This window comes from Thermomonospora curvata DSM 43183 (assembly GCF_000024385.1).
Lineage (GTDB): Bacteria > Actinomycetota > Actinomycetes > Streptosporangiales > Streptosporangiaceae > Thermomonospora > Thermomonospora curvata.
On record NC_013510.1, the window covers coordinates 1,837,942 to 1,862,634 of the forward strand.

At 71.2% G+C, this 24,693-nt stretch carries 15 protein-coding genes; 4 read left to right on the forward strand and 11 right to left on the reverse strand.

Annotated features, from left to right (window positions below; translation table 11 throughout):
* Positions 1 to 5: 5 nt before the first annotated feature.
* Complete coding sequence (locus TCUR_RS07840; protein WP_012851947.1) at positions 6 to 836, forward strand: aldo/keto reductase; 831 nt, start codon at positions 6 to 8, stop codon at positions 834 to 836.
* Positions 837 to 851: 15 nt separating this feature from the next.
* Here TCUR_RS07840 and TCUR_RS27860 read toward each other — a convergent pair whose 3' ends face one another.
* Positions 852 to 1,571 (reverse strand): DoxX family protein, encoded by a 720-nt coding sequence (locus tag TCUR_RS27860; RefSeq protein ID WP_012851948.1) that lies wholly within the window; start codon positions 1,569 to 1,571, stop codon positions 852 to 854.
* Positions 1,572 to 1,709: 138 nt separating this feature from the next.
* Between TCUR_RS27860 and TCUR_RS07850 the strand changes: the two genes are divergently transcribed.
* The gene (locus tag TCUR_RS07850) at positions 1,710 to 2,915 is read left to right on the forward strand and encodes a TerD family protein (RefSeq protein WP_012851949.1); all 1,206 of its coding nucleotides are present in this window, start codon (positions 1,710 to 1,712) and stop codon (positions 2,913 to 2,915) included.
* Positions 2,916 to 3,030: 115 nt separating this feature from the next.
* Here the strand turns inward: TCUR_RS07850 and TCUR_RS07855 are convergent, their stop codons facing one another.
* Entirely contained in the window at positions 3,031 to 3,669 is a 639-nt protein-coding gene (locus TCUR_RS07855) for a hypothetical protein (protein ID WP_012851950.1), read from the reverse strand.
* Positions 3,670 to 3,727: 58 nt separating this feature from the next.
* A complete protein-coding gene (locus TCUR_RS07860; protein ID WP_012851951.1) occupies positions 3,728 to 4,480 on the reverse strand; it encodes a ribonuclease HII in 753 nt (250 codons plus the stop codon).
* Positions 4,481 to 4,825: 345 nt separating this feature from the next.
* Between TCUR_RS07860 and TCUR_RS07865 the strand changes: the two genes are divergently transcribed.
* A complete protein-coding gene (locus tag TCUR_RS07865; RefSeq protein WP_012851952.1) occupies positions 4,826 to 7,285 on the forward strand; it encodes an AAA family ATPase in 2,460 nt (819 codons plus the stop codon).
* Positions 7,286 to 7,537: 252 nt separating this feature from the next.
* Positions 7,538 to 8,908 (forward strand): ferredoxin reductase family protein, encoded by a 1,371-nt coding sequence (locus TCUR_RS07870; RefSeq protein ID WP_012851953.1) that lies wholly within the window; start codon positions 7,538 to 7,540, stop codon positions 8,906 to 8,908.
* Positions 8,909 to 9,053: 145 nt separating this feature from the next.
* On the opposite strand, the gene TCUR_RS07875 is transcribed toward TCUR_RS07870, so the two are convergent.
* From TCUR_RS07875 to TCUR_RS07910, 8 genes are all read right to left on the reverse strand, one after another.
* Positions 9,054 to 9,422, reverse strand: coding sequence for a hypothetical protein (locus tag TCUR_RS07875; RefSeq protein WP_012851955.1), 369 nt, complete (start codon positions 9,420 to 9,422; stop codon positions 9,054 to 9,056).
* Entirely contained in the window at positions 9,419 to 11,734 is a 2,316-nt protein-coding gene (locus tag TCUR_RS24805; protein WP_012851956.1) for a TY-Chap domain-containing protein, read from the reverse strand. Before TCUR_RS24805 ends, TCUR_RS07875 begins: the two co-directional genes overlap by 4 nt.
* 75 nt (positions 11,735 to 11,809) lie before the next feature.
* Complete coding sequence (locus TCUR_RS27480) at positions 11,810 to 14,104, reverse strand: SseB family protein (RefSeq protein ID WP_245537007.1); 2,295 nt, start codon at positions 14,102 to 14,104, stop codon at positions 11,810 to 11,812.
* A 157-nt stretch (positions 14,105 to 14,261) separates the two neighbouring features.
* Positions 14,262 to 15,803: a hypothetical protein gene (locus tag TCUR_RS07890; protein WP_012851958.1), complete on the reverse strand. Its 1,542-nt coding sequence runs from the start codon at positions 15,801 to 15,803 to the stop codon at positions 14,262 to 14,264.
* Positions 15,804 to 16,024: 221 nt separating this feature from the next.
* The gene (locus tag TCUR_RS07895; protein WP_012851959.1) at positions 16,025 to 16,297 is read right to left on the reverse strand and encodes a hypothetical protein; all 273 of its coding nucleotides are present in this window, start codon (positions 16,295 to 16,297) and stop codon (positions 16,025 to 16,027) included.
* Positions 16,298 to 17,082: 785 nt separating this feature from the next.
* Positions 17,083 to 21,234, reverse strand: a complete 4,152-nt coding sequence (gene fxsT / locus TCUR_RS07900; RefSeq protein ID WP_012851960.1) for an FxSxx-COOH system tetratricopeptide repeat protein — start codon at positions 21,232 to 21,234, stop codon at positions 17,083 to 17,085.
* Positions 21,234 to 22,052, reverse strand: a complete 819-nt coding sequence (locus TCUR_RS07905; protein ID WP_245537008.1) for an AAA family ATPase — start codon at positions 22,050 to 22,052, stop codon at positions 21,234 to 21,236. Before TCUR_RS07905 ends, fxsT begins: the two co-directional genes overlap by 1 nt.
* A gap of 208 nt (positions 22,053 to 22,260) precedes the next feature.
* Positions 22,261 to 23,760, reverse strand: coding sequence for a VMAP-C domain-containing protein (locus tag TCUR_RS07910; protein WP_012851962.1), 1,500 nt, complete (start codon positions 23,758 to 23,760; stop codon positions 22,261 to 22,263).
* Between the last annotated feature and the right edge of the window lie 933 nt (positions 23,761 to 24,693).

The following is a 24,693-nucleotide window of genomic DNA, read 5'->3' on the forward strand; positions in this document are numbered from 1 at the left end:
TCGACATGACCGTTCCTGACATCACCCTCAACAACGGCGTGCGGATGCCGCAGCTGGGTTTCGGGGTGTTCCAGATCCCCGACGACGAGGCCGAGCAGGCGGTGGCGACGGCGCTGCGGGTCGGCTACCGCAGCATCGACACCGCGGCGATATACCGCAACGAACGGGGCGTCGGCCGCGCCCTGCGCGCGTCGGGGGTGCCGCGCGAGGAGGTGTTCATCACCACCAAGCTGTGGAACTCCCAGCACGACTACGACGCGGCGCTGGCGGCCTTCGACAAGAGCATGGCGCGGCTCGGCCTGGACGTGCTGGACCTGTACCTGATCCACTGGCCGGTGCCCGCGCAGAACAAGTACCTGGAGGCCTGGCGGGCGCTGCGGCGGCTGCAGGAAGAGGGACGGGTGCGCGCCATCGGGGTGTCCAACTTCACCGTCGAGGCGCTGACCAGGGTGATCGAGGACTCCGGGGTGGTGCCGGCCGTCAACCAGATCGAGCTGCACCCCCGCCTGGCGCAGGCGGAGCTGCGGGCCTTCCACGCCGAGCACGGCATCGCCACCGAGGCGTGGGGGCCGCTGGGCCAGGGCAAGGGGCTGCTGGAGGACCCGGTGCCGGCCCGGCTGGCCGCCAAGCACGGCAGGACTCCCGCCCAGGTGGTGCTGCGCTGGCATCTTCAGCTGGGCAACATCGTGATCCCCAAGTCGGTGACGCCGTCGCGGATCGCCGAGAACTTCCAGGTGTTCGACTTCGAGCTCGACGAGGAGGACATGGCCGAGATCGCCACGATGGACGTGGGGGAGCGCCTGGGGTTCGATCCGGCCACGATGAACATCACCTGAGGGCCGGGGCGCGGGTCAGGCGCCGGGGTCGTCGCGCGGTTTGCGCCGCCCGGCCACGAACACATCGTCCGGGCCGGTGCCCTCGATGATCTCGGAGGCCGGGCGGGGCCGGGCGGCCGGTTCGCCGCCGGGGGCGGGCTCGGCGTCCGGTGCGTCCGGTTGCTTCTTTGAGCGGCCTTTGGCGGGCGGGCGTTTGCCGCGGGTTTCGGGCGGCTGCGGCTCGTCCTGCGGCGGCGGGGCGGGTTCCGGCTCGGGCGGGGGCGGCTGTGGCGCGTCCACCGGGCCGGGGGCGGCGCGGCGCCGGGAGAACAGGCGGTGGTCCAGGGAGATGCGCCCGCCGCCGCCCGCGGCGAACAGCAGGCTCGCCGCGCCCAGCGCCAGCACGAGTTCGAAACCGCCCCGGGCCGTGCCCGTGCCCTGGTCGACCAGGAAGAGCCCGTTGCCGGCGTGGACGAACACCAGCGCCCCGGCCATGTCCGCAAACAGCAGCGCGCCGGCGATCGGCAGGCCGAGCCCGGCGATCAGGGCCAGGCCGCCCAGCAGTTCGGTGAACGTGGCGTAGATGGCGGCGGCGGTCGGCGCCGGCACGTCCATCTGCGCGAAAGAGCGGCTGGTGGCGATGATGCCCACCTGGATCTTCTGCCAGCCGTGGGCCAGGAAGACGATTCCGACGCCGACCCGGGCCGTCAGCGCGGCGACGTCGTACAGCCGGTCGTGCAGCGGCCGAGTGCGCATGGCCGTCAGTTCCCTTCGTGCCTGCCGGGGGTGATCCGACGCCGCCCGGACCGGCGTCTCCATGCATCCGAAAGCGAAAACATAACGCTATCGGACTTGCCGTTTTAAGTTGCTTTTCATGAGCTTAAGTTGGGTTTCATGAGTATGCCCAAGGGCGCCAACGTCCCGGTGCCGGTTCCCGTCGTCCGGGTCGAGATGGGATGGACGCAGGGCCCGGGAGTGCCCGACGCGGACATCTCGGCATTGCTGCTGGCGGCGGGCAGGGTCCGCGGCGACGACGATTTCGTGTTCTACAACCAGCCGCGGCATCCGTCCGGGGCGGTACGGCATGAGGGAAAGCGGCGGGGTTCGCTCTGCCGGGACGTGCTGTGGGTGGATCTGACGCGGGTCGAACCGCAGATCGAGACCATCGTGATCGCCGCCTCCGCCGACGGCGGCGCCTTCGCCCGGTTCCACGGGCTGCATGTGCGGGTGCTGGATGCCTCCAACGGCGCCGAGGTGGCGCGTTTCGACTGCACCGGCGCCACCACGGAGACGGCGCTCGTGCTGGGCGAGCTGTACCGCAGGCGGGGCGTCTGGAAGTTCCGGGCCGTCGGGCAGGGCTACGACACCGGCCTGGCGGGGCTGGCCACGGATTTCGGCATCACGGTGGACGATGCGCCCGGCCCGCCTCCGCCCCCCGCCGCGCAGCCCCCGGTGCGGCCGGCCGGCCTCGGCAAGATCTCGCTGACCAAGGACGCTCCCGCGGTCTCGCTGACCAAGCAGGGCGCCACCGCCGGCAACATGCGGGTCAATCTGGTCTGGAAGGCCCGTCCCGGGGCGGCCAGGGGGCCGCTGGGCAAACTCCGCCGCGGCATCGACCTGGATCTGGACCTGTGCTGCCTGTGGGAGTTGACCGACGGCAGAAAAGGCATCGTCCACGCCATCGGTGATTTCGGCTCGCTGCACCGCCCGCCCTACATCCAGCTCGACCGCGATGACCGCATCGGCGGCAGCGACACCGGCGAGAATTTGACGATCAATTTGGATCATGCCGCCGAGTTCCGGCGGATCCTGGTCTTCGCCGAGATCTACGACGGTGCCCCGGACTTCCGGGGGGTGGAGGCCACCGCGACCTTGTATCCGGTCGGTTCACCGCCGATCGAGATGAAGATAAGCGGCTGCCGCGACGGCTCCCGCGACGTCGTCTTGGCGTTGATCGAGAACGTGGGCGGGGAGCTGGTGGTTCGCCGGGAGGGCCGTTTCATCCAGCCGCCGCCGGGCCGTCCCCGCTGGGGCAAGGTGGAGGTCGACCGCGCCTACGGCTGGGGCCTGCGGTGGGTGGCGACCCGCGGTAAGGACTGAAACCGCCCGGCCGCAGGCGAACCGGGCGGGTTCGCCTGCGACCGGGCGCTTCTCAGAAGAAGACGGTCATCGATTGCGAAGCGGAGTGTTCATCGGGCGGTTTGCGGGGTAGTTGTCATTTGCCGTTCTTGACGATGGCGTCGGCGAGCTTCTCGTCGTGGCGGACGCGCACCAGCGCGACCGCGAAACGCGCCAGGTCCTTGTCGGGCACCAGGTCGGCCAGGCGTTTGGGATCGGTGGGCAGGCCGAGCCGCTCGGCGCCCGCGCGGGCCTGCTCATCGAAGTAGGGGCGCAGCCATGGCCAGATGGCCTGGGCCTCCCGGCAGAAGGCGTCCACCCCGGCGGGGCCGAATCCGGGGAACTCCTGCAGCAGCTCGGCGGCCCGGACCCGGTCGCGTCCGCTGTCGCGGGCCAGCCGCCGCAGGTCTCCGTCGTATTTGTGCTGCGCCAGCTCGGCGGTGTCGCTCAGCCGGGTGGGGGCGCTTTCGTCGTGGCGCATGCAGCGGTCCCGGCCCAGCGCGTCCACCAGGTCCTGCCAGGACATGCGCGCCAGGCCGCGTGCCGTGCCGCCTCCGGCGGCGAACAGCTCCCGGGCGGAGGCCACCGCGATGTCGGCGGGGATGCGGGAGCTGAGCAGACTGCTGAGGACCAGCAGCTTGAACAGGGCCGGCGGCTGGTCCTTCACCACGACCCCGGCCTCTTCGGCGTAGGTCCGCCCGGCCTCGCGCAGCAACTTTTTGACAACGGCGTCCATCACACGCACCTCCGTATGTTCACGAGGCTTACCCGTGTGACGGATGCTTATGAGCCGTCTAAAGAAGCGAGAGTTGTCCCGTTTCGGTCAACGGGTCGTGACGTTTACGTAGGTGCCGCCATCGCGGCAGGTCATCGAGGTACGACCAGGACAGCCGGTGGTGGGGGGTCGGCCCGTGCTCCTGCAGCGCCCGCCGGTGGGCGGGGGAGGGGTAGCCGGCGCTGTCGGCGAACCCGTAGCCGGGGAACTCCTCCTCCAGGCGGGCCATCAGCCGGTCCCGGTGCACCTTGGCCAGGACGGACGCGGCCGCCACCGACACCGAGCGCCGGTCGGCCCCCACCTGGCAGTGCACCCGCCACGGGGCGCCCGGCACATCGTGCTTGCCGTCCAGGATCACCGCATCGGGCCGGTGCGGCAGCGCCTGCAGCGCCCGCACGGCCGCCCGGCGCAGCGCCTCGGTCATCCCCACCCGGTCGATCTCGGCGGGTTCGGCGGCGCCGAGGGCGTGCGCCTCCAGCCAGGCGGGCAGGATCTCGGCGAACGCCTCCCGCTGGGCCCGGGTGAGCAGCTTGGAGTCGGTCAGGTGGACCGTGCCGCCGCCCCGGCCGGGCAGGGACGGGGGCGCGCCGGGCCCGGCGATCGCCGCGCAGACCACCACCGGCCCGGCCCAGGCGCCGCGGCCCACCTCGTCCACCCCGGCGATCCGCACCGCCCCGGCCTCGCGCAGCCTTCGTTCGATCTCGTCGCCGGCCCGCCGCGGATCCCGCGCCGGCGCCTGCGGCTCCTCCAGCCCCGGCAGCGCATCGGTCATGGGGTTCTCCGAACGTGAACGGCGGAACTTCGGCGCCCGCCCGCTGCGGTGAGCCTGCCGGGCGGGCCGGTCACGGGCGGGAATCTACCAGTGAACCTTCGTGTGGCTGCGCCGCTTCCCCAGGGCGGGTCCGAGACGTCCGGAAGCGGGGGAGCGGGCACCGCAAGAGAGGCCGGCCGGTGTCCCCCGGCACAGATCCGCCCGGCATCCGGCGGCAGGATGGTTCCCGGGCCCGTGGCGTGCGAGTCTGGACAGGCGCGGGGCGCGAGGTGGAGCATGATCGGACCTGACCGCCCATGGCGCGGCGGAAGATCCCCGGGCGACCGAGGAGGCCAGTCGGAACCCATGCCATGCGAGGTCGGCGGATCCCCTCCCCGCCCGGCGGCGGGGAGCGCGCTGCGGGATCTGTTCGAGCGCGCCCGCTGGCGCTACTTCCAGATCCAGCCGGGGCTGCGCCTGCTGGGCGGGGCGGTGCTGATCGCCGTGGCGGTCGCCGTCACCGTGCTGGCCCACCTGCCCGCCGCCGTCGTGGCGGGGACGGCGGGCGCGCTGGCGGCCGTGCTGGCCGTCTGCCACCTGACCATGCGCTCACCGGCCGGCATGGCCGTGGCGGCGGTGGTGGCCTGCTGGGCGGCGGTGTCCGTCCCGCTGGGCCAGCAGTATCCCCGGCCCGGCCACCACGGCCTCCTGCTGGCGTTGCTGGGGGTGCCCGTGGCGTTCGGCGCGGTCCGGCTGCGGGGGTATGCGCCCTGGCGCACCGTGCTGCTGGCGCTGACGGCCGCGGGGCTGGTGGCCGCCGCCCTGGCCCGCCCGCTGCACGCGCTGCACGTGGCGCCCGCCTGGATCACCGCGCTGGCGATCCTCGGCTACCGCTGGGAGCAGTCCCGCCGCGCCGTGCCCGCCGAGGCCTACGACACCGGCTGGGTGCAAGAGCAGCAGGCCGCCACCGGCCGCGGGGACGAGGCGGAGCCCGGCGCGGGCGAGGCGGTCACCGCCGGGGTCCCCCCGGCCACTCAGGCCGCCTACGAGCAGCTCGCCGCGGCCGAGCTGCGCGAGCCCGCCGAGGAGGCCCCGCAGATCTCGGTGGGGGACGCGCTGGCCGAGCTGGAGGCGATGATCGGGCTGGAGCCGGTCAAACGGCAGGTCCGCTCGATCGCCGCCGCCATCGAGGCCGCCCACCTGCGCGCCGCCGCCGGAGTGCCCACCGAAAAGCCGCTGCGGCATTTCGTGTTCGTCGGCCCGCCGGGCACCGGCAAGACCACCGTGGCGCGGGTGCTGGCCGGCATCTTCTATGCGTTCGGGCTGCTGCCCCGCCCCACGGTGGTGGAGGCCCAGCGGGCGGACCTGGTCGGCGAGCACCTGGGCGCCACCGCCATCAAGACCAACCGGCTGATCGACTCGGCCCTCGGCGGGGTGCTGTTCATCGACGAGGCCTACGGGCTGGTCAACGCCGCCGACGGCCAGGTGGACCGGTTCGGCAACGAGGCCGTGCAGACCCTGCTCAAACGCGCCGAGGACGACCGGGACAACCTGGTGATCATCCTGGCCGGCTACGAGGCGCAGATGGCCGAGTTCCTGGACTCCAACCCGGGACTGGCCTCCCGGTTCAGCACCCGGGTGCGGTTTCCCTCCTACACCCCCGAGGAGCTGCTGCGGATCGCCGAATACCACACCGGGCTGCGAGAGGACCGGCTGGATGAGGAGGCCGTCCGCCGGCTGCGCGCCCGTTTCGAGGAGGTGTGCCGCCGCGGCCTCATCGACGAGCTCGGCAACGGCCGGTTCGTGCGGTCGCTGACCGAGGCGGCCGCCCGCGCCCGGGACGTGCGGGTGGTCGGCTCCGGCGCCTGGTCGGGCCGCCGGCCCACCGCCGAGGAACTGGTGACGGTGCGGGCCGAGGACGTGGAGGCCGCCTTCGCCGAGGTCACCGAGCAGTACCGGGGCTATGACGAGACCCCCACCCTGCAGGAGGCGCTCGCCTCGCTGGATGCGATGATCGGGCTGGAGCCGGTCAAGCGGCAGGTCCGGGAGATCGCCGCGCAGCTGCAGGTCGCCCAGATGCGCGCCGAGCGCGGCCTGCCCACCCGGCCCCCCATGCGGCATTTCGTGTTCGTCGGCCCGCCGGGCACCGGCAAGACCACCGTGGCGCGGGTGCTGGGCCGGGTGTTCGCCGCGCTCGGGCTGCTGGCCCGCCCGACGGTGGTGGAGGCCCACCGGGTCGACCTGGTCGGCGAGCACCTGGGCGCCACCGCCATCAAGACCAACCGGGTGATCGACTCGGCGCTCGGCGGGGTGCTGTTCATCGACGAGGCCTACGCCCTGGACAACCCCGGCTACAGCGGCGGCGACGCCTTCGGCGCCGAAGCCGTGCAGACCCTGCTCAAACGCGCCGAGGACGACCGGGACCGCCTGGTGGTCGTGCTGGCCGGCTACGAGGCCGACATGGACCGCTTCCTGCGCTCCAACCCCGGCCTGGCCTCCCGGTTCGACGTGCGGGTGGTGTTCCCCTCCTACGGGCCCGATGAACTGCTGAAGATCGCCCAGGTCATCGCCGAGCAGGGCGGGGACCGCTGGGACGAGGCCGCCCTGGACGACCTGGCCGGCATCTTCCAGCGGGTCTGCGGGCTGGGCCGCATCGACGAGCTCGGCAACGGCCGCTTCGCCCGTTCCCTGTACGAGCGGGCCTGCGCCTCCCGGGCGCTGCGCGCCGCCCGCCTCGGCGCCGCCGCCACGCCCGCCGACCTGACCGTGCTGACCGCCGAGGACGTCCGCGCCGCCTACACCGAGCTGCAGCCCCGCCGCCGCTGACGTGGGGACGGCGGCCCTCGCGGGCGGTGCCTCCGGGTTCCCGTGAAATGACCCGCGGCGGGGACGATGGGACGACTCTGCGGACTGGTCGGTAATCGTCCGATCCTTTGCCTTTCGCTCCGAGAAACCTCACATTCCCCGGGAATGCCCATTTGGCAGAGGAGGCACAGAGCTTCGCCCGGCCCCGCGGGCCCCGAACCGGGCAGCGGTCGCCCGGGTCCGTCCGGCTGACGCCGTCGGGAGGAGTTTCCTGTGACGACCGTCCGCTCCAGCCCCGCCGGAACGCGCGATGCCCGGCGAGCCGCCTGCGCGCCGCCCGCCCGGCGGATCGGCCCGCACGCGCTGCTCGCCCTGATCGCCGGCGGGGCGGCCGGGGTGCTGGCGCTGTGGTGGGTCAACACCCCGCCGGCGTCCGGGCCGGGCGCCCTGATCGCCGGGGCCGGGCGGATCACCGGGCTGCTGGCCGGGTACGGCTGCGCCGTCCTGCTGCTGCTGATGGCCCGGGTGCCGGCGCTGGACCGGGGCGTGGGCACCGACCGGCTGGCCCGCTGGCACGCCTTCGGCGGGCGCTATGTCGTCGGGCTGGCCGTCGCCCACACCCTGCTGGCGATCTGGGGTTATTCGGTCAACACCCGCACCGGCCTGGCGAGCGGGGCGGCGACCGTGGTGCTGGACCAGCCGGACATGCTCAAGGCCACCGTCGCGACGGTGCTGCTGGTCGGCGTCGGCGGCATCTCCGCCCGCACCGTCCGCCGCCGCCTGCCGTATGAGGCCTGGCAGCTGCTGCACCTGGCCACCTATCTGGCGATCTTCCTGGGCTTCTTCCACGTGCTGTCCAACGGCGATGAGTTCGTCGGGAACCGCCCGGCCCGGCTGGCCTGGTATGCGCTCTACCTCGTCACGGCGGCGCTGCTGGTGTGGTACCGCCTCATCACCCCGGTGCGGCGCGGCCTGCGGCACCGGCTGCGGGTGCTGGGGGTCCGCCCCGAGGCCCCCGGCGTCGTCTCGGTGTACCTCACCGGCGCGCACCTGGAGGAGCTGCGCGCCGAACCCGGCCAGTTCTTCCGGTGGCGTTTTTGGGCCCCCGGCCTGTGGTGGACCGCCTCCCCCTACTCGCTGTCGGCGCCGCCGTCCCCGCACCGGCTGCGCATCACCGTCAAGGACGTCGGAGGCCACAGCGGCGCGCTGGCCCGGCTGCGCCCCGGCACCCGGGTGTGGGCGGAGGGCCCCTACGGCGGGTTCACCGCGGGACGGCGCCCGCGGCGCAAGGCGCTGCTGGTGGCCGGCGGCGTCGGCATCACCCCGCTGCGGACGCTGTTCGAGACGCTGCCGGGCGATGCGGTGCTGCTGTACTTTGCGCGCCGCCCCGAGGACCTGGCGCTGCGCGCCGAGCTGGAGGAGATCGCCGGCAGGCGGCCGGGCCGCGTCCACTGCTTCGTGGACGAACCGGCGGCCCACTCCTGCCCGCTGACCACCTGCGCGCTGCGGCGGCTGGTGCCGGATGTGGCCGACCGCGACGTCTACCTGTGCGGGCCTCCCGGCATGATGCAGGCCGTCATACGGGCCCTGCGGAGAGCCGGAGTGCGGCGCCGGCACATCCACTACGAGTCGTTCGAGTTCTGAAAAGGGGCCGACATGCACCGAGCCGTCGTGACCGTCAGCGTGACCGTCGCCGGCGTCTGCCTGATGCTGGCGCTCAAGGCGCACCAGGCGACCGGGTCCGCCGGCTGCCCGGCCGGGCAGGGCCCCACCGCCGGCCCCGCGCCGGTCACAACCGCTCTTCCCGCAGGTCGCTGACCTCCTCGCGGGGCGCCCAGGCGTGGTAGACCCCCAGGTCGAACTCCTCCAGGCCGAGCCGCTCGGCGACCGCCGGATCCTGCCCGAGGTACTCCACCCGCAGCCATTCCTCGTGCTCGCCGAGCACCTGGAACGGCTCGCCCCGCCAGGTGCACAGCGTGACCACGTACACCAGGTGGTCGACCTCGTCGGCGGCCACCACCCGCACATGACGTCCGGGGGCCGCCTCCAAGAACCCCTCGGCCGGCGCGCCGGTGTAGAGCCTGACCACCTCGCCGTCCGGGCTGGCCTCGTACTCCAGGCCCCGCCAGCTCGCGTAAAACCCGTCCCGGACGGTCACTGCACGGCCTCCTCGATCCGGATCCAGCCGCGGACGTCGGCGTCGTAGACGGCCAGGAACGTCTCGTTGCCCAGCTGATCGATGGCGAACATCTCCGCCCCGTGCGGCAGCCGCTGGCTGCCGGTGCGGAACGCCGGCACCGTCGAGCCGGCGGCCGGGGGAACGGGCCGCAGCAGGGCCGGCTTGAGCACCGGCCAGCGGATCACGAACACCTGCGCGTCGCCGGGCGAGAACGCCGAGCCCTCCCGGTCCAGCCCGAGCTCGCCGATCAGCTGCCCGGCCGTCCGCAGGCCGCTGACGTCCTGCAGCCGGTAGATGCGGCCGGCGACCCAGTCGTAGCCGCCCTCCAGGTAGTGGACGACGTGGTCGGGTCTGATGACCTTCTGCATGACCACGCCCGCCTCCGGAACATCGTCGGCGGCCTTGTCACCGGCCTGCTCGCGGGTGCCGGAGGGCGCGGCGCTCCGGCCGGCGGCCGGGCCTTCCGCGACCCGCGGAGGCGGATCGCCGGCCGGGGAGGGCTCGTGCGGGGCGGACGGGCCGGCGGCCTCGTCTCCTGCCGGCTGGGCGGGCTCGGCGGGCCGGTCCGGCGGCGGGCTAGGCGCGACGTTCGGGGACGCGCCGGTCTGGAGAACGTCCGCGGCCGGGGAACGGTCTTTGGGGGAGTCCGCGGCGGTGGCGGACCGGCCGGTGCCCGCGGCCACGGCCTCCTTCTCCAAAGGGTCGCCCTGGAGGGCATCGGCCGTCCCGGACCGGCTTTCAGAGGAGGAGGCGGCCGTTTCGTCTTCGGCCGGTGAGCCCTGCCCGGCGGCGGGCTCATCGGGCCGCTTGACCAAGGCGCTCCAGGCCACCGTGCCGCTCTCGGTGGCGGACCGGCCGGTGCGTTCCGGGCCGGGGGAGTCCGCGGCGGGTGCCCGGGAGGCGGGCGGCACCGGCGATCCCCCGCGGGCCCGCTCGGCGGTCTGCAGGATGGTGCTGGTGTCGATGTAGGCGGCGCTCGGCAGCCTGGTGTTGATCGCCAGCTGCCAGTCCGGGCGCTGCCAGTTGAGCGCCAGCTCCGTGAACGTGGTGCGCCGGTAGTCCATCAGCTTGCCGCCGAGCGCCCAGTCCATGTCCTCCGGGGAGGTGAACGCCAGCACGTACGTCCCGTCGCGGTAGTCGGCGGTGACCGGCTGCCCGTCCTCGGTGACCGGCACATACAGCACGCACCGCAGCAGCACTCCCAGGTACCCGGCCTGGTCCCCGCGGGACTTGGCGGCGACCAGCTCCGCCTCCACATCGCTCGGCGAAAGCGGGGCCGCCGCGGCGGGGGAGGCGAAACCCGCGGCGGGGGCCTGCTCCGCGGCGGGCGGCGGCTGCTCGGGGGGCGTCCGCCCCGGCAGCGGCCGGCTCGCCCGGCGCACGTCCACCCGGGCGGGGTCGGCGAGGGGAATGCCGAACTCGGTCAGCTCCACGTGGGAGGCGCCGATGAACGCCTCGTACACCAGATCGGCGGGGTTGCCCGCCAGCTGGACGTCCCGCAGCGCGGTGACCATCATCGCCGCCAGCCGCCGGTACTCCTCCGGGGAGGCGCCGGCCGGCAGCTCGCAGGTCCAGTTGGGATGCTCGCCCGGCGGCCGCCAGCCCGCCGCGGCCAGCCGCTCCTCGGTGCGGGCGTCGAAGGCGGGCGCCGACGGCGGCAGGGCCCGCCCGCTGACCGCCTCCGCCCGCACCCGCTGCGCGTCCCGGAACGCCTGCACGTAGTAGCTCTCCTGGAGCCGGTGCGAGATCACGATCACCATCTCCGGCTCCATCGACGCCAGCTCGCCCGCCAGCTGCTCGGTGAACTCCGTCCAGCTCAGCAGCTCCTCTTCGGCCGGAGTTCCGGCCGCCGGGATGCCCAGGCCGGGCATCGGCAGGAAGGCCGGCTGCTCGCCGCCCCGGCTCGCCTCATAGGTCAGCTCGGCCACCGAGGAGATCCCGTACACGTCGCTGAACGCACCGACCATGCGGTCGGCCAGCTCACCGCACTCGGCGGCCTGCTCGGGGGTGATGTCGGCGATGTCGGCCGGCAGCATGACCCGGCACCACCAGTTGCGGCGGGCCTGGCCGTCAGGGGCCAGCCAGCCCATCTGGGACAGGCGCGATTCCTGCTTGGCGGTCAGCGGCTCGGGCAGGTAGTCGCTGCTGACCGCCTCGGCGTGCAGCCCGTTCCGGTAGCGCATGGCCTGCACGTACGGAAGGCCGCCCGGGCCCTGCACGATGACGAACGCGTCGATCGGCAGGTGCATCAGCTCACGGGTCAGCCGCTGTGCGAAATCGGTCCAGTCCAAATGATTGAACTCCCCGGCAGGCAGGTGATCAATTGGCGCGATGTGACGGTAGCGGGTGGAACGCTACCCCATCGCTTATTTCATTCGGGTTCCCCGATGGCATCCACCCGCATGCGCACCCAGCCGCCGCCGGCGGCGTCGTAGACCGCAAGCGGCCGGGACCGGGTGCCGTCCCCCAGGTCCTCCCATATCTGGGCGCCCTGAGGGAGCCGTATCGCCCTGACGTCGCCGGACGGTGCCCCGGTGGGGCCCGCCGGGGCGGCGTGTCGGCCGGGGGGCGCGGGAGCCGCAGCCGGTGGTCCGCCCGGCGCGGCAGGGCCGCTCCCCGCCGCCTCGTAGGGGGTGGGAGCGCTCAGCGGGACCGCGGCGGTGCCGGCCGCCCGCGAGCCGCTCGTCCGCATCGTCCGGCGCGGACGTCGCACGGTCGCCGGCGGTGTCCGGCCCGGTGCGCCGGCCCGGTGCGCCGAGACCCTCGGGGACACCGGGGACGGCATGACCGGCCGGTTGCGGGCCGGTGGCCTGCGCGAACGGAGCACCGGCCGGCTGCGGTCCCGAGGCCGCCTCCGGTGCGGAGCCGCCGTCGCCGGGGACGGGCTGCGGCCCGCTGTCCTGCGGACGGGGAACGCCGACGCCGGCCGGTTGCGGTCCCGAGGGAGCCTCTGCCGCGGGAACGCCGCTGCCGGAAGAGACGCCCTGAGGGGAGGCGGAGTCCGCTGCAGGGTGCGGTCCGGTGTGCGTGGCCGGCGTGGGGACGCCGCCGCCGGGAGTGGCGTGCTCCCCGAGCGTCGGCTGTGGCCCGGTGCCCGCGTGCGGAGCGCGGTGATGCGGTGCGGCATGGCCCCCGGGCATCGCGGGCTGCGGCCCGGTGTGCGCCTCCGGTGGGGGGACATCGCCCTCGGACGCGGTGTGCCGGGGGGAGGCGGTGCGGTCGTCCTGGGCGGCAGGCCCCGAGTGAGGGGCCGGGACGCCGCCGGGGGTGGTGTGTTCGCCGAGCGTCGGTTGTGGTCCGGTGCCCGCGTTCGGGACGAGGGCGGGGCTGTTCGGTGTGGGCTGGCCGTCGGAGGCGGTGGGCTGGGGGCCGGTGTGTGCGTCCGGTACCGGGATGCCGCCGCCGGGGGTGGTGTGCTGAGACGGTGCGGCAGGGCCACCGGGTTGGGGGCCCGCCCCCTGCGGGATGGAGGCGGCGTGCCGGGGGGAGGCCGCGTGATCGTCCGGTGGGAGGGGCGATGAGCCGGTGGCATGCCGGGACGGCGGGACGGAGGCGTCCGGCGGGAGCGCGGCCTGAGGGGGAGTGCCCCCGTTGGGCGAGGGGGCCTGCTGCGGCCCGGCGGCCTCGGGAGAGAACGGCTCGGTGGGCAGGGACGCCGGGGAGGCGGGCTGGCCGGCGGTGCGGCGGCTTTGGTCCAGGCGGGCGATGGCCGCCGCATCCAGCAGGATCTCGCTGGGCAGGCCCGCGTTGACGGCCAGTGACCACGACGGGTTCGGCCAGGTGGCGGCGAGCGTGCCGAACGACACCAGGCGGTGCGGCGGCGGAGTGGGCGACCCCGGCCGCATCGCCGCGGTCATCGCGCCGACCGAGGAGAAGGCCACCACGTAGGTGGTGCCGGCGATCGTGGTGGTGACCGGATCGGCCGCCCCGGGCTCCTCGGGCAGCGGCAGGACCAGGTCCGAACGCAGCAGCAGGTCGAAGTAGGTGACGTGGTCTCCTTGCCGCTTGGCCTCGGCCAGCCGCCGCTCCAGTTCGCCGCCGTCGGGATCCGCCTGGGCAAGCGGGTCGGAACCGGCCTGCGCGGGCGGGGCGGACGCGGCGCCCTGGGCGACCCCGTTGACCGAGGCCGCCGGGCCTTCGGCGGCCGGATCGCCCGCCGGGGCCGCCGGCGGCTGGGGGGACACCGGGGCGGGGGTGGAGCGCCGCTCGGTGACGCGGGCCGGGTCGGCGGGGGGGATGCCCAGGTCCACCAGCTCGATCAGGCCCGTGGTGCCGAGCCGGTGGAACGACTCGTGCACCAGGTCGGAAGGCCGCCGCACGCCCTGCACGTCCCGCAGCGCGTGCACCATCATGTCGGCCAGCCGGAAGTGGTCGGCGACGGTGGCGAACGAGGGCAGCTCGGTCCACCAGTTGCGCGGGCCGGGGTCGCTCGGCGGCCGCCAGCCGGTCTCCCTGAGCACCTCCTCATCAGCCGGCGTCAGCAGCAGCGGCCCTTCCAGAAAGAAGTTGCTGACGGCCTCGGCGTACAGCCGGTCCGCCTCCCGCATGGCCTGGACGTAGTGCCTGCTTTCGGCGCGCTCGCGGATGATGAGGATCGTGTCGCGATCGAGACCCGCCAGCTCACGGCCGAGGCGTTGGGCGAACTCGGACCACTCCAACAAGATCACTCCTCACTGGCCATCGGCGGGCTTGGCAGGGCTCCGAGTGATGTGGCGCTTGCCTCGCGGGCGGGTTCGGTGGATTCCCGGAGCATTTGATAATCGCCTTCTCAGAAGTCTCCCGCAAACCGGAGATCTCGGCTGATCTTCATGGTCCTGCTCACATCGGCGGAGGAGAGTGACGCAATGTGTCGAGCTGGGCGCGGAGCGCCTGCGGGTCGTCTCCGTGCCGCTCCAGCACCTCGATCAGCCGGTGCAGGATCTCGTGCCGTTCAAAGCCCCTGTCCAGCAGCGCCTGCGCGGTCTCCCACAGCTGGGGCGGGTCCCCGTGCCACAGGCGCACGGCCAGCCGTTCATGCGCCATCAGGTGCTCATCGGCGTCATCGGGATGCTCGAACCGCAGCATGATCCACCGGTCGCCCGGGTCGGCCGGGTTCAGCGTGCCCAGATCGACCCGTCCATGCCCGGGAATGTGATGCTCGCCGTTCAAAAAGGGCAGCGCGAACGCCCGGCGCGGCAGCGCGTCCAGCTCCCCGTCCGGCAGCAGCCGCCGCACCAGGTCGCGGTCCAGCCCGAACGCCGACGGGTCGCGGTAGGCCTCGGTGAAGGCGCCGGTGGCGTCCCAGACCGCATCCAGCGTCGCGCGGATCCCCTCATCCGGCAGCCCGGAGCGGCGGCCCGCCCAGCGCACCCAGGCGGCCAGCACGTGCGGCATGGCCTCCTGCTCGTCCGGTGACAGCAGCACCTTGCGGGGCAGCCAGTCCAGCAGGAACATCTCGCACTTGACCGGGCTGACCCGCAGCGGACGGCCCTGGTCGTGCTCACAGCCGTACTCGATGATGCGGTCCACGCAGCGGCCGGCGGCCGACCGGTCCGACAGCTCCTCGGCCTCGTCGGAGGCCAGGAAGCGGGCCGCCAGCGTCGCCCGCCGGTCCTTGCCGTACACCGGCGCCGTCGGCCGGCGGCCCCCCGGCGGCAGCGCCCGCACCCGGGCCCGCAGGAAGGCGTGGTAGCGGGCGAAGGACTCGGCGACCGGCGGGTGCTCGGCGGCGTCGGTGCGGTCCAGGGCGTGCTCCAGCAAGGCCCTGGCGTCGCGCGGATCCAGCTCGACGAAACGCATCAGGGGGTTGGTGCGGTGCTCATGGCGGCACTGCTCCAGCAGCTTGCCGACCCGCGAGGACACCCAGGCGTCCCGCACCATGCTGGAGCGGTTGTGATCGACCTGCACCACCAGGGCGTGCCGGTCCTCGCCGGCGTAGCTGTAGACGCACACCACCGAGTCCTGGTCGCCGTAGACGTCGCGGGAGGTGAAGCACTCCTCGGGGGTGACCATGCCGACCCGGTCCGACCAGGCGGGCCGGGCCACCCCGTGCTCCATCAGGTCCAGCGCGGCCCGTTCGGCCTTGACCGCCTGGCGGGCGGTGCCCAGGTAGGCCATCCCCGTCAGCAGCGCCAGCGCCGCCGGCACGCGGGCGCGCGCGGCGTGCCCGATCAGCGCCTCTCCGACGATGCGGTCCGCGTCGCCCTGGGGGGTGCGGTGCCCCCACCAGGTACCCAGGATCTCGCTGACGATCAGTTCGGCGTCCAGCGGGCTGCGCACCGCCAGCAGTTCACGGGCGTGCCGCAGCATGTCGTCGAAGATGCCGGCGATCTCGTTCGGCGGCGGCTGGGGATCCCCGGAGGAACGGCTGCGGGGGTTCACGCCTCCACCTTCTCAGACTCGGTCACGTGCCAGATCACCAGGGCGGTGCCGCGGACCGCCGTAGGATCGCCCGGCCAGGGCCCGCTCAAGCGGCGCCGGGAGGGACGGCCGATGCCCGCATCGCCACTCTACCTTCAGGCAGTGGCGTCCATACCGGGACCGCGCGACAAGGCACGAAAACCGGTGCCTGGGGCCGGGACGGGGCGTATCGGCGCATCTGCTCAGCGGGCCTCGCCGGAGCGTTCCCGTGATCGGGATCTCCACGGCGTGGCCCGCCCCGACGGCGGCTCGGACTTGACCATCCCGGTGAGCCGCTCGCGGGCCATGCGCTCGACCAGCGAGGGCGTCGGCTCCACGCCCAGGTGCGCCATGCATGCCAGCACGTCGGCGACGCACCGCCGCACGGTCTCGGCCGACAGCGGGACGAACTCCGCCGCCAGGCGCCGGGACAACAGCTCACGAGTGTCGCCTCTCCGGTCGGCAAGCACGCGCATCCGGGCACCCCCTCATCTGCGCCGGCCCCGCGAGAGCACGCCGAACTTCCCCCAGGTCCGGCGCGCGGGCTCACCGCCCATTCCAACCGTTTCGCGGCAAGTGTCAAGGGCCGATCGGCCCGCAGCCGGCACTCTTTACGGAACGTTCCGGGCCACGATCCACGTCCTTGACCAATCAACCTTTTCCGGCGGGTGCTCCCGGGGCGGCTCCGGACCGCTGTCTCGTCCCGGGCGGCGTGGAGGGAGTGCCGCTCTTCCCGCTCGGCTTCGCGTCGGGGACATCCGCTGGCCCGACCGGCTGGCGTGGCGCCATCGCTTCGGCTGCCCCGGCCACTGCGGTCGTGCCCCGCTGGCCGCCTCCGCCTGTCGACCGCGCTTCCAAGAATTTTTTTAGTATGCGTTTCCGCAGGTAAGGGATGGGACGGCACTGTTGGGGCGAGGTCATGCCCTGGGGCGGAACAGCACCGAGCGCTGAACCTTTTCAGTACGTGGTCTTGGGTGTCTGGGATGGGGTTCGGGTGCCGCCCGGTACTGTGACGTCCCAGGTCACGGCATCGCTCCGGGCTGCGGACCGCCCTTTTTGAGCTGCGGAGAAGGCGGGTTGAAAACTGTTCCCGCCGAGGCTCGTTCCCGGCGCATGGGACCACGTATTGAAAGAGGTTCTCTTTTCGGGGGGTGCGCGGCTCGAGCGCTTCCCGGAAGATTCCGGCAGTTGATGCCCGGCATTCACCTTGTGGGAGACTTCACTCAAGCAGAGGATTCCATTCTGTGTGGCTGAGTGATGTTCACAAGGGGATGGGGGTGATGTCGCATTCGATCAGCTCGTCTGCGTTGGCTCTACGTACATCGGGATGATCTGCGCCAAGAACGCTCGCGAGGTTCTGTGAAAGGGAAGGCCCTGAGGATTCACGGCCCAGCCTTCTCAACAGAACCTGGTGATTGTGTTCACAGATGAGGCTGTAGACATGGTCTGGGCCGTACTGCTCGCGGAAATGGGCGCGCGTGTCCTCTGATCTGCTCAGCGCGGCTTCCAGCCGGCCGGTGTGGAACAGGTCGTGCACCAGGCCCACAGAGCAGCAGAGCGAGTAGTAGTGGTCGGCTCCGAGCGTGCGTTGCAGGGCACGCAGGGCAGAGTCGTCGGCCAGGAGCGCGGCCTCGTGCTCGCCCAGTGCCCGCAGGTTAAGGGCCAGGTCGGTGGCGCAGGCGTGCGTGAACGGATGGTCGGCGCCAAGAAGCCGGCGGTATCCGCGCGATGCCTCCTCGCTCAGCTCCCGTCCCCGTTCGGCGTCACCGGTGACCGCGCACGCCACCGCCAGGCTGCGCTGCGCGGCCAGCGTGTCGGGGTGCTCGCGGCCGAATCGCTGCCGGTGGAGTTCGAACGTCGCCTCGGCCAGCTTCCTGGCCTGCCGGTAGGCCCCCAGCCGACGCAGGGTGCCGACACGGCTCATCTCCGCCTGCAGGACGATGGCATGATCATGGCCGAGCGTCTCCCGCATCATTTCCAGCGCCTGCCGGTGCAGGGTTTCGGCTTCTCGGTAACGGCCCAGCCCGTGCAGATCACGGGCGACCTGGTTCATCGCCACCAAAGTGCTGCGATGCCGCGGACCATGCTGGCCGAGCAACCGATCGAATGCGTCTGAGTCGATTTCATAAGCTTGCTGGAAACGCCCCATCAATCGCAGGTCGATGCCCACGTTGTTGACGACCCTGAACGTTTCATCTCTATCCCTGCCGAGTATGCGAACCATGCGTTGCAGGGTTTGCCGGTCGAGCCGTAGCGCTCCGGCGAAGTCACCCTGCAACCGCAGATCGGCCCCGACGCTGTTGGCGATTTGCAGGGTCTTCAGATTGTCCGGCCCGAACCGGGCCAGGGTGCGCCGGTGGACCTCCGCATTGAGCCGTCTGGCCTCACTGACCTCTCCGAGGGAGCGCAGCACGTTCCCCATCTGGCGACCGGCGTCCAGCACTTGCTCGTCATCCGGGCCCAGCAGGGGGCTCCACCGTTCCAAGGCTTTTTCACCGAGATCCCGGGCGCCTTCGAAGTCCCCCAGTAGGTACCGGTAGCGCATCTGATCGAGCACCACTTCTCTGGCGTGCTCGGTCGTGCCGTCGATGGCGCCTGCGGGCACCACATGGGGGGCGATCTGTTCCCTGCGCGCCCAGGTGGTCTCGTTGTCCGGGGGAGCCTCCGGGATCGCGGCGGCCAGGATCCGGTGGACGCGGTTGCGGACTTGCTCGCCCCTGCGTCCCGGCAGCCTGGCCTGCAGCATCACCCGCACCAGCCGGTGCACTTGGAGACTGGCCGTCTGCCGGTCGAAGCGGCCGAGCGCATAGCGGCTGATGTCGTTCATCGCCCGGGTCAGCCGGTGCGGATCCTCCAAGATCGCCTGAAGCACGGTCGGCAGCCGAGCATGGCCGCCGCTCGACAGCAGCTCCCGGGGGACTGGTTCGGACCCGAAGAACGCCCACAGTTCCAGCAGCCGTGCGGTCGCCGGGGCGTCCTGGCGCAGCCGTTCGAAGGCCAGTCCCAGCGTCGCTGCCAGAGGTCTTGGGTACTCCGGCGGCAGGGTGCGAATCCACTGCTGGGTGAACTGCGCCTCAAGTTGCCGCAGGTATTCCTCGGTTTCCAGGCCGGTCTCGCCCAGCAGCGCGGCGGTCTGCTCCAGTGCCAACGGCAGGTCTTCCACCTGGGCGGCCAGCCGGTGGGCCTCGGACGCCGACAGCCGCGGTACCTGGTGGCGCAGGAAGGCGATGCTTTCCGCACGGGTGAACACGCCCACCTGGAGCACGGTGGCCCGCTGGCGCCACCGCTCGTCACCAGAAGTGACCAGGACGTGTCCCAGTCCTCTTTGCTGTGGGACGACAAGCCGCCCTTCGACCAGGTCAGCCGGCATCAGCGGCATGAGCTCGTCGGGGTCTATGGCGTTGTCATAGATCAGCAGCCATCGCCGGTACCGCCCGCCTCTCCGCAGTTCCTGGAGTACTCGTTCGACGGTCCGGTTGATGTCGTCGCTCAGCGGCGTTCCCAGCCGTCGCGCCAGCAACGTCAGAGAGGACCTGGCCAAAGTGATCTGCTCGGCGGGAATCCACCAGATGAGGTCGTAGTCGGCGATGTGGCGATGTGCGAACTCGATCGCCAGCTGGGACTTGCCTTCTCCTCCCAGGAGGTGGGCCTGTGGCAGCAGCGCTGTGACGCCGCTGTTCAGCAGGTGGCGGGTCTGCAGCAGCAGTTCGTCGCGTCCAATGAAGTTCGGGTTGCGCGGCGGCAGCCCGCCACCCAATACCGGCGCCGCCGGCCGGGCTCGGGTGATTTGCGGCAGGCCGCTGAACGGCGCGTCGTCCTCTTCGAACTCATCTGGCTGCCCGGTGGGGCCGGCGGATCCGAATTCGGCTCTCAGCCGCTCGGCGATCGCCGCATAGCGCCCGCCCAGACGGGCCAGCACCTGTGCCGTCACTCGAGCGAACGGCGGATCCAGCGGTGGGGTCTCGGCGCCCTGCTCCACTGCGCGCAGCAATGCCGAAAAGTCCGACCCCGCTCCCCACCGGTTCCGCATGACTTCCCAGACCTCCTGCACCACACGCAGCGCCTCACTCCGTTTGAGGGCGCTCAGCAGGATGTCTCGGACGCCGTCGAGGAACTCGTAATCGGCCTCCTCGGGATCTGCGGTCGTCCCCGTCTTGCGCAGCAGGCCGCTCAAGAAGACCTCGGCCAGATGAGAGGGCCGGGAATCGGGCAGCATGGCCTGCTGGACCAGTCTCATCACCGGCGGTCGCAGCGGAGCGGCGGCCAGATAGGCGGCCAGGCGGAATGCCGTGGGCGAGGCCGTGGCGCGGAACCGCTTCACCCGCTCGGCGGGGGAGAGCCCGTCCGGCTCGTCCTCGGGAGAATCCTCGGCGACCGGACGGCCGGTCGGCAGCGCCATGCCGGTCAGCCGGTTCGCCGTGCCGCCGACCAGCTCGGCCCATGGCCGCAGCCAGCGAGGCTCCAGTTCCAGCACCGGAATCGCGATGCCCGCAAGAGCCTCACCGCTTTCCTGCGACCGCACCTCCAGCTGTTCGTTCGGCTGGCCCGGCTGCGTCGCCCTGATCGACACCGGCACCACGTTCGCCGCACATCGCCACCACAGCCGTTGCGGCAACGGCTGGATGATCGCCACCGGCCCCATCCGGCCCCAGCGCGCCAGCAGCGCTGCGAACCGGCCGTCCTTCCAGGCACGGCCGATGCAGTCGCTGACGACCAAGACCACCCGCCGGTGAGTCGGATCGATCAGTTCCTCTGGGCTGCGGCCGGACCCGGTGCGTGGAGCGCCGGTATACAGGGCCAGCCGGTCATCGTCGGTGTCGATCCGCCACACCCGCACGTCGCGGAAGGCGGCGAGCTGTTCCAGGACGGACTGGAACTCACTGACGGTGCGCTGCCAGACCGCCATGGAGGCACTGTCGTCGACCACCAGTGCGATGTCCAGGCGGCGTTCCTGCTCAGGACGCAGCTCCGGCTGCCAGATGCCGGTGTCGGCGATTCGCTGGGCGGTCGCCTCCTCGTCCAGGTACTGGCGCGTACTGGAGTCGGCTCCCACCCGCAGCGGGCGCAGCGCCTGGGCCAAACGCAATATCCGGGGGAGCGCGGGTGGCGCGGGAACACGCATCACCTGCGGGCCCGAGGCCTGGGGTGAGGCCAGGTGCAGGCCTGCCCGTGGAGACGCGGACCTGGTCACCGCAGAGCGGCTCGGCGGGTCCGGGCGCAGGGCCGCGGGCTCGGTGGGGGGAGATCCTTCCTTCCGTTCAGGGGGTGGGAGCGAAGGCTTGGCGTGTGAAGCGCTCGCGGATGCACTGCTCTGCGCGGACAGATAACGAGCCAGCCAGAGGGCGTCGGCCAGCTCTTCGGCAGTGGGCTGAGGGTCGAGCCCGCGCAGGGCCTCGATGAACCGGTCGAGCATTACGAACCGGCGGCGTCGAGTGGGCGCAGGACGGCTTCGCGCAGCTCCTCCATGGTCGCCTGCGGTGCACGCGCCCCGGAGGTGGCGAGATAGATGGCGTTGAGCAGCTGGTCGGTGGCCAGTTCACCGCGAGTGCGGCGCTGCAGGAACTCCTCGATGAGGTCGGCGCTCTGCTCGCGTGCCTCCTTGCCCAGGTGCGCCTCGACGATCTCAGCGAGCTGCTCGGGACCGGGCTGTTCGATCATCAGCCGGATGCAGCGGCGCAGGAACGCCGGTGGGAACTCACGCTCCCCGTTACTGGTGATGATCACGATGGGGAACGCCGAGCAGCGCACCTGCCCGCGCTCCACCGGCACTCGGTCCTGCCCGTCATTGGTCATCACGTGGACGATCGACTGCTCCTCGGGCAGCCGCTCCAGCTCCGGGATCGCGAAGCCGCCCTCCTCGAACACGTTGAGCAGATCATTGGGCAGATCGATGTCGCTTTTGTCGAGCTCGTCGATCAGCAGCACCCGAGGGCGCTGCCGCGGCAGCAGCGCCGTACCCAGCGGGCCGAGCCGGATGAAGCGGCCGATGTCCGGAGCCTCGCCGTCGGCGGCGGAGGACATGGCCTGACGCAAGCTGGTCTCGTGCAACCGACCGATCGCGTCGTAGTGGTACAACCCTTGGGCCAGCGTGGACTTGCTGGTGATGGGCCAGTACAGCACGGGTTCCAACCCCAGCTCGTAGGCCACGTTGTAGGCCAGTGTCGATTTGCCGGTTCCCGGCTTGCCGGTCACCAGCAGAGGGCGCCGCAGGTAGATGGCGGCGTTGACCATCGTGACCACGTTCTTGTCGGCCCGGTAGGAGATCGCACGATCCCTGCGCCTGTCGGGGCCGGGACGATCGAAACGCCGCCATGGCGGCGGAGGCGGAAGCCGGTCGAGTCCGTCGTGTGGCCGGCCGTCTCCTCGGTAAATGAACCAGGCTTCCTGTGAAGCGGCGGGTGCGGGCTCGGTCGTCGCCACGGGGATCCTCCAGCGGTGGTCAGGCCGGCGCACTGAGCCGGACATAGGGCTCGGGGAGCCGGTCGGCATCGTCGAACATCAGCGTGAGCTGGAACCCGAGATGATCATTGGTTGGGGCCTCCTCCAGCGCGCGTAGGGCCTTGCGCCGTAGCTGCAGCACGCTTTCTGGAAGAGACAGCACGCCCTGGTCCCACAACTGCTGGACTTCGGTGAAGAAAAGGTTTGGTTCGCGTTCCTGGCGGCACCAGACGGCGATCGGTATACCTGCGTGCAGGCCGACCCACAGTTCGTCCGGCATCTGTCCATGCTCGGCTAGTGGTGGGAAAGGCATTGCGACGCCGACCGAGGAGTTCTCCAAGAGGCTGCTGTACAGCAGCTCGTGTTCTGCAGGTTCGTGCTTCGGCAGCCGGCACATGCTTGCCCGGGTCGGGTTGCCGCGCAGCCAGTTCCACTTGCGCCGCCAGTTGTGGTGCAGCGTCCTGCTGCGCATCCGATCGAAGCTGCGCACTACAACCGGGTACTCGATGCCCAGCCGGCGGGTCAGTCCTTCGATATTGATCTTGAACTGATCGAAGGGGACCCCCAGCAGGGATCGGGGCAGGACGAATTCGACCATCAAGTCGGCATGGGGTCGGTTGACGACCTGAGGATCAGCGAGCAGCTTCTCGATCACCTCCTGCAGCCGGTGCCGCGGGAGAGGATCCGTATCGTCGCAGCGGAGCATGACGCCGTGTTCGCCATCGAACTGCAGCCAGGCCGAAGTGAGGTAGTGATCGGCGGTGATGGCGTCCGGCCGGAATTCGATGATCAGGTAACTGTAGGGACCTGCGGACTCAGCAGTGAGAGCGGTGTTTTCCAAAGTGCGCACGGCGCGCTCACGGATCGCCCGTCTGGTCTCGGGTGCCAGCTCGAGCCGGTCGGCGAACCGATCGGCCCAGGAACGCAACGCGCTTGCAGTGGGTTCGGCGATCTGGGCCGCCAGGTTTTCGACGAACACCAGCAGTGGCGGAACCCCATCCAGGCCACTGGTGAGTTCTTCCAACTGAGCGAGGACTTCGCCCAGGTTGCCGGGGTCGCAGTGCAGCGGTGGCCCGAGCGGCTCCACCGCCTTCCGGTACAAGTCGGCGACGAGGGCGGGGGCTATCGGCCTGAACCCGCCTTCGGTTGACTCGCGCACGATCCGGTGCAGGTCAGAGCGCTCCTGGAAGGTCAGCAGCGGCTCAGGGAACAGCTGCTCGACCAGTTCTTTGACACGCCGCACGGCCCTGCTGTCTCCACAAACCTGCTCAACGATCTTTACCAGAGTCTGGATCGCCCCAGGGTAGGCGAGGCATGCCCGCACCAAATGCATCACGTCGTGCAAAGGACGGTCATCGCGTGCGAAGGGCAGGTAGTGCCCTAGGGCGTCTTCCAGAAGCTGGATGTACAGATCCCGGTCGCTCTGCCGCCGCATGCCCTCCACTTCCAAAAGGGCACGGGCTAGCTGCAACTGCTCCTCAGGATCCAGTGACCAGGTCACCCGGCTTACCCCCTCTGGACGCAGAGCCGTCGCATCCCCTCCCCGGGAGCCAATATCGTACGTGCTTCAGAAGCCATACCCGGGTTGGTGCGTTGCACGGTCCCTGATTGAGCTTGGGAAATGGAGAGAGCCGGTCGTCTATGCCGTTAATGGGCGTCTCTAATATCCTTTTAAGGCAAGCCGATACTAAGCCTTTTGTGTATGCGGCCTTGGATGCGGCGGGGGTCTTCGACGGTGACCGAGGGCCATGCCGCCGCAGCTACAGCACTGCCCGGCTCTGCGAGACGTCTGCTGCTGAGCTGTGGGGTGACGTGCTGGAGCCGTCCTCGATCTGCATCAGCGTCATCGTCTGGACGGCCCTCGCTCTGCGTCGCCGCATCGGCCGAGGTGGGGGTGCTCCGCCCGGCCGTTGAGAAATGGAAAAGGGACTCTTTCAACGATCAGTGAGGTCTTCTCGCTGATTTGCTGCCCTGGGGTGGCGGCAGCCTCGGAGCCGGAGCACAGTCCCTGGCGGGGCAGAGATGAGACGCCACCGAGCGGACTGCGGGACCGTCGATGGATGGTCGGACGTGCCCGCCGGTCGCTCGAGTTGACTCAGAGGTAATGCTGGCAGATCGATCAGGGAATAGGAGGCGGTTTCCTCCTATGGCGGGACCTTGCTCCTCTGTGGCGGTCACCTATGCCTTGCTGCGGCATTCATGGCGCCCCATGTTGCCGGGTATGGCCACTCCGGGCCCTGAAATTAGCGACACCGTGCCCGGATTATGGGATGGCCAAAAATGGAAAATGTGTTGTCCTAAATTGGGGGTGGGCGCGCATGAGACTTGGCGCAAGGGGATCCTTTTCATGATCGCTATCTTTATTATGGGATGCTCCGTTAACAGAGCTTAGGATGTTTGTTCAGAGGTCTGTTGCGGGGTCTGGGAGCGGAGG